Source organism: Actinobacillus ureae ATCC 25976 (assembly GCF_000188255.1).
Lineage (GTDB): Bacteria > Pseudomonadota > Gammaproteobacteria > Enterobacterales > Pasteurellaceae > Actinobacillus > Actinobacillus ureae.
Genome location: NZ_GL831080.1, coordinates 1,025,816 through 1,031,375 on the forward strand (window position 1 = coordinate 1,025,816; position 5,560 = coordinate 1,031,375).

The following is a 5,560-nucleotide window of genomic DNA, read 5'->3' on the forward strand; positions in this document are numbered from 1 at the left end:
GCTTTTTTTTTACCTAAAAGCTATACATAAAAATAACCACGAAATACATAGCATTCACAGAATAAATTTTCCGTGTATTCAGTGTAGTTCGTGGTTTTACAAAATAGTGATTAAAGCACTTTTACAATCGCTTCGCAAAGGGCATCAATGTTTTGGTCGGTGATACCTGCAACATTGATACGACCAGAACGTACCACATAGATTGCGAACTCTTCACGTAGGCGATCCACTTGTTCCGGTGTTAAACCGCTAAATGAGAACATACCGTTTTGTTGTGCGATAAAGTCGAAATCTTGTTTTGCGCCTTTCTCTTTTAATAATTGTACCATACGGTTACGCATATCTTTAATGCGATCACGCATTTCATCTAATTCAGCTACCCATTCTGCACGTAACGCTTCATCAGCTAATACACGAGCAACTGTGCTTGCACCGTGTGATGCCGGGTTAGAGTAAAGCACACGAATAATTGATTTAATTTGCGTGAATGCTTTATTGGCTACTTCGGCATTTTCTGCAACTAAGGTAAATGCACCAACACGCTCGCTATATAAACCGAAGTTTTTCGAATATGAACTTGCGATTAATAATTCTTTGTGGTTTTTCACAAACGCACGTAAGCCGTATGCGTCTTGGTCTAAACCGTTACCAAAGCCTTGGTAAGCAAAGTCAAACAATGGTAACCAGCCTTTTTCCGCAGAGAGTCTCGCTAATGCGTCCCATTGTTCAGGGGTTGGGTCGATACCGGTCGGGTTATGACAGCAACCGTGTAATAACACTACATCGCCGGCTTCCGCTTGGCTTAAATCGGCAAGCAAGTTATCCCAATCTAAACCATGCGTATCTTTATTGTAATAACGATAGCCTTTCACATTTAAACCGACCGCTTCGGCAATTGCATTGTGGTTTGGCCAAGTTGGGTTTGAAATCCAAATGTTTTTTGCTGATGTTTGGCGTTTGATAAATTCCGCTGCGATACGTAATGCACCCGTACCACCTAAACTTTGTGCGTTTTTTGCACGACCTGAAGCGATAATTTCCGCTCCTTTACCAAATAAAAGTTCTTGCGTGTAAGCATTAAAAGCTTGTACGCCGTCAATCGTGAGGTAGTTTTTATTCGTTTCTTGTTCTAACAATAACGCTTCGGCTTTTTTAACCGCTTTCACGATAGGCGTTTTACCTTCCGCATTCATATAAACACCGATACCGAGATTGATTTTCCCTGCACGTTGTTCCGCTTTAAATGCTTCGCCTAAACCTAAGATTGGATCTGCCGGAGCAGCCTGAATATGGTTGAACATTGACATGTGTTGTCCTTTAAAAAGTTGTGTTTGAAATTAGAAATATTTATACAATTCATTAGCTATTTTAGCAATAGAAAAGCGGTCTGTTTTTCAAAATTTTTTGCAAATTTCAGAAGAAAACAGACCGCTTGTACTTATTTGAGTTTATTAATTGCCCAATCTAGCCCTGAATGAAAATCATCGGTTAAATGCGGACGAAGCTGTTCGAGTAATTGGATCAACTGAGCTTGTTCCGGATGACATAAATTAATATGTCCGACTTTACGACCTGCACGTACTTCTTTGCCGTACCAATGTAATTGTGAGAACGGTACTTCTAGCCATGCGTTATTGTGTTCAATACCAATCAGATTCACCATCACGCTAGGTGCAATTTGTTTAAGTTGTGGTGTCGGCAAGTCAAGTAATGCACGTAAATGCAATTCAAACTGACTGATTGAACAGCCTAATTGGGTCCAATGTCCGCTGTTATGTACACGCGGGGCGAGTTCATTAATTAATAACGTATCGCCCACCACAAAACATTCCATTGCCATTACGCCGATATAGTCTAAGTCTTGCATAATGGTGCCAAGCATTTGCTCCGCTTGGGTTTGGTAAGTTTGCTGATTCGGTAAATTCACATCACAAACGGAGTAACGTAAGATACCGTTTTGCTGCAAGTTATGACTAATCGGATAGAAACGGGTAGAGCCGTCACGGAAACGGGCGCCAACAATTGAAATTTCTCCATCAAACGGAATAAATTTTTCTGCAATCACTTCACCGAAAAGATCCGGCGTGATTTGGTCAATGCTGTCTTGTGTCACAATCCATTGACCTCTGCCATCATAACCGCCGGTACGGCGTTTTACCACCACTCTTTCACCGACATTGCTGAATACGTTTTGCCATTGTTCGGCAGACTCCAATAATTGCCATGGTGAAGTAGAAAGTTGGAGTTTATCTAATAGTGATTTTTGGGTGAAACGATCTGCAATTGTACCGAATACGTTTAAATTAACAAAGTTTTTATGATTACCGAGTAATTGGGTGAGTGGCGTTTCTGCCCAACGCTCGATTTCTGCGGTAATGATACTGTTTTCTTCAAGGTCAAAAACCGGTGCATCAAAAGCAAGCGGTTTTACTTCAATATCAAGCGGTGCGCCGGCATAGCGTAACATTCTGCCGAGCTGACCGTTACCAAGCACATAAATTGGAGGATAAATAGCACTTTTTTGCATTTTTTATGATTCCGTTTGCGGAAAGTTCGAGACTCCGATTTGCAATTTTTTTGGTAAATTTGACCGCTTGTACGGCTCGGAAACCTCAAACTTTCTGTGTTTATCAGAGATTAAAAATATTCGGCGAGCGGTTTACTCAAGTTTTGGTTTAGCAAGACTAACAATTTGATACGTGCTTTTTGACTGCTTAAACCGGTAGTGAAAATGACGTTTTGTTGTTTAAGTTGTTTACCGCCGCCTAAATAGTCGTACATATCTTGAGTGACACCGTTAAAGGCTCGAGAAACTAACACAACAGGAATATTAGCTCGTAATAGCGCGTCTAAACCGGCTAAACAGCTTGGCGGTAAATTTCCTGCGCCGAGTGCTTCAATCACGACACCGTCACAACCGTGGTGAGCTAATTGTTCTAATAAGAAACTATCCATTCCGGCGTAACTTTTAACGAGCTGCACGTTGGTACGGGTAATTGTTTGAGCTGGGAAGCGTTCATATTCGATTAATTGTTGGAAATATAGCACGCGGTTTTTAGCAATTAATCCGCAAGGACCGAATGTTGGCGTTTGGAATGTCGCTACGTTGGTCGTATGCGTTTTAGTCACAAATTTAGCGTTATGAATCTCATCATTCATGACCACCAATACACCCTTGCCTTGGCTTTCCGGACAAAGTGCAACCAAAATCGCACTTTGTAAGTTAATTAAACCGTCTGAACCTAATTCGTTGCTTGAACGCATAGCACCGGTAATTGCAACCGGCACGTTTACATCAAGGGCTAAATCAAGAAAATAGGCGGTTTCTTCTAACGCATCCGTACCGTGGGTAATCACCATACCATCATAGTTTTCTTCGTTAACCGCTTTTTCAATGAGCGTTTTCAATAGCAACCAATGCTGTAAAGTAATATGCGGTGAAGGCACATTCAGTACAGATTCTTGACTGAGTTGAGCAGGGTGGTTTAAACGTTCTAACGCGGCAAGTAGCGGATTTTTCTCAGAAGGCGAAACCTTACCGTCTTCGCCTTCACTCATTGAAATAGTACCGCCTGTATGTAGGATTAAAAGTTTCTTTGTCATGAAAAATAGATTAATTACGTGGATCTGGATTATCTAAGACAGATTGCGTTTGTTCATTGCGGAATGCGTGTAATTTTTTCGCTAATTCAGGATCAAAAGCCGCTAAAATTTGTGCAGCTAATAAACCGGCATTAGCTGCACCTGCAGGGCCAATCGCAAGTGTACCAACTGGAATGCCTTTCGGCATTTGAACGATAGAGTATAAGCTATCTACGCCGCTTAGCATCGAACTTTTTACCGGCACGCCTAGCACAGGTACAATCGTTTTTGCCGCAATCATACCCGGTAAATGTGCCGCACCGCCTGCACCTGCGATAATTACTTTATAACCGTTTTGTTCGGCACTTTCCGCAAATGAGAAAAGTTTATCCGGTGTGCGGTGTGCTGAAACCACTTCAACGTGATAAGCAAGCTTAAACTGATCTAAAATTTGTGTTGCTTCCGACATAGTCGCCCAGTCGCTTTTTGAACCCATAACAATCGTAATTTCAGGTTTTTGTGACATAGTTGTTCCTTGATAAATGAAATAGAGGAAAGTATTCGAATTGTAGCATAATAGGCAAACGATTGCTTTAGAAATTATGCTAACTGAAAACAATCTGAACAATGTAAAGAATTATCCACAAAGCACAATTTAAAGCTATTAAAAGCTATTAAAGGGATGACGAAATGTGTTACTATATGCGACCATTTTTTCAAATTCATGTAGTTGCAATCAGAATCGGAGATAGAATATATATGACGAGTAGTGCGAATAAACGTTCAGTAATGACCCTTTTTTCAGATAAAAATGATGTGTATAGCCATCAAGTACGAATCGTATTAGCGGAAAAAGGCGTTCCTTACGAAATTGAAAATATTAGCCCTGATACGATTTCTGAAGATTTAATGGAAGTAAATCCTTACGGTAATGTGCCCACATTAGTTGATCGTGATTTAGTGTTATTCAATTCACGTATCATTATGGAGTATCTGGACGAGCGTTTTCCTCATCCACCATTAATGCCTGTATATCCGGTGTTACGTGGTAAATGCCGTTTAACTATGCACCGCATTGAGCAAGATTGGTACTCGCTGATTGATATCGTAAATAAAGATCCTGAATCAAAAGAAGCGAAAAAAGCTTTACTTCAATTACGTGATGAAATGTTAGCTTTAGGCCCAGTATTTGCAGCAACACCTTATTTTATGAACGAAGAGTTTATCCTAGTGGATTGCTACGTAGCGCCGTTATTGTGGAAAATGCATAACTTAGGCGTGGAATTTACCGGTGCTGGTAGCAAAGCGATTAAAGCATATATGACTCGAGTTTTCCAACGTGAAAGTTTTGTGCAATCAATTGGTGGGGCCGCGCCTAAACACTTAATGGATGAAAAAGACTAATGAAACCTTTACGCCCTTATCTTTATCATGCTTATTACAGCTGGATTATCGATAATGACAATACGCCATACTTGCTAGTCAATACAGATTATCCGGATGTGGATGTGCCAACAGAATTTATACGTGACGGTAAGATTATTTTAAATATTGCACCTCGTTCTATTGGACAATATATTGTAACCGATGAAGCAATTCGTTTTAATGCGCGTTTCCGAGGAATGTTACGAGACGTATATATTCCACTTGGTGCATTAGAAGCCATCTATGCACAAGAAACGGGGGACGGTATTATGTTTCAAGATGAGCCTTATTACAGCGAGCAAGCTTACCATGAGCGTAATGTTATTTCTCACGAGGAAACGGCTAAATCTAAAGTTGTGAAGAAAAAGGCAACTCATTTGAAACTGGTTAAATAATTCATTGATTGTTAAGCGGTTAAATTTTACCGAACTTTTGCAAGTTTTGAGACAAATTTAACAGCTTATTTATATGCGAAATAAGCCCTATTTACTGAATATAAGAAAAAAGCCACCATAAATGATCTGCACCCCAAAAGTTGGACTAACCTCTAATG

Annotated in this window: 6 protein-coding genes; 2 read left to right on the forward strand and 4 right to left on the reverse strand. The window is 40.2% G+C overall.

The window, feature by feature from the left end:
* Positions 1-110 precede the first annotated feature (110 nt).
* The 4 genes from HMPREF0027_RS04880 to purE form a co-directional block, all read right to left on the reverse strand.
* On the reverse strand, positions 111-1,307 hold the full coding sequence (locus HMPREF0027_RS04880; RefSeq protein WP_005622696.1) for an amino acid aminotransferase: 1,197 nt from the start codon (positions 1,305-1,307) through the stop codon (positions 111-113).
* A gap of 131 nt (positions 1,308-1,438) precedes the next feature.
* Positions 1,439-2,527: a 5-(carboxyamino)imidazole ribonucleotide synthase gene (purK, locus tag HMPREF0027_RS04885; protein ID WP_005622698.1), complete on the reverse strand. Its 1,089-nt coding sequence runs from the start codon at positions 2,525-2,527 to the stop codon at positions 1,439-1,441.
* Between the two features lie 110 nt (positions 2,528-2,637).
* Positions 2,638-3,603, reverse strand: coding sequence for an asparaginase (locus HMPREF0027_RS04890; protein ID WP_005622699.1), 966 nt, complete (start codon positions 3,601-3,603; stop codon positions 2,638-2,640).
* A 10-nt stretch (positions 3,604-3,613) separates the two neighbouring features.
* Positions 3,614-4,108 (reverse strand): 5-(carboxyamino)imidazole ribonucleotide mutase, encoded by a 495-nt coding sequence (gene purE, locus HMPREF0027_RS04895; RefSeq protein WP_005622700.1) that lies wholly within the window; start codon positions 4,106-4,108, stop codon positions 3,614-3,616.
* Between the two features lie 233 nt (positions 4,109-4,341).
* Between purE and sspA the strand changes: the two genes are divergently transcribed.
* On the forward strand, positions 4,342-4,986 hold the full coding sequence (gene sspA, locus HMPREF0027_RS04900) for a stringent starvation protein SspA (RefSeq protein WP_044024289.1): 645 nt from the start codon (positions 4,342-4,344) through the stop codon (positions 4,984-4,986).
* Positions 4,986-5,402, forward strand: a complete 417-nt coding sequence (locus HMPREF0027_RS04905) for a ClpXP protease specificity-enhancing factor (RefSeq protein WP_005622702.1) — start codon at positions 4,986-4,988, stop codon at positions 5,400-5,402. Before sspA ends, HMPREF0027_RS04905 begins: the two co-directional genes overlap by 1 nt.
* The last annotated feature ends 158 nt before the right edge of the window (positions 5,403-5,560 follow it).

Excerpts from the sequence above, each read along its gene's own strand:
- HMPREF0027_RS04880 (WP_005622696.1), bottom strand. The coding sequence starts at position 1,307 with ATGTCAATGTTCAACCATATTCAGGCTGCTCCGGCAGATCCAATCTTA.
- purK (WP_005622698.1), bottom strand. The coding sequence starts at position 2,527 with ATGCAAAAAAGTGCTATTTATCCTCCAATTTATGTGCTTGGTAACGGT.
- HMPREF0027_RS04890 (WP_005622699.1), bottom strand. The coding sequence starts at position 3,603 with ATGACAAAGAAACTTTTAATCCTACATACAGGCGGTACTATTTCAATG.
- purE (WP_005622700.1), bottom strand. The coding sequence starts at position 4,108 with ATGTCACAAAAACCTGAAATTACGATTGTTATGGGTTCAAAAAGCGAC.
- sspA (WP_044024289.1), top strand. The coding sequence starts at position 4,342 with ATGACGAGTAGTGCGAATAAACGTTCAGTAATGACCCTTTTTTCAGAT.
- HMPREF0027_RS04905 (WP_005622702.1), top strand. The coding sequence starts at position 4,986 with ATGAAACCTTTACGCCCTTATCTTTATCATGCTTATTACAGCTGGATT.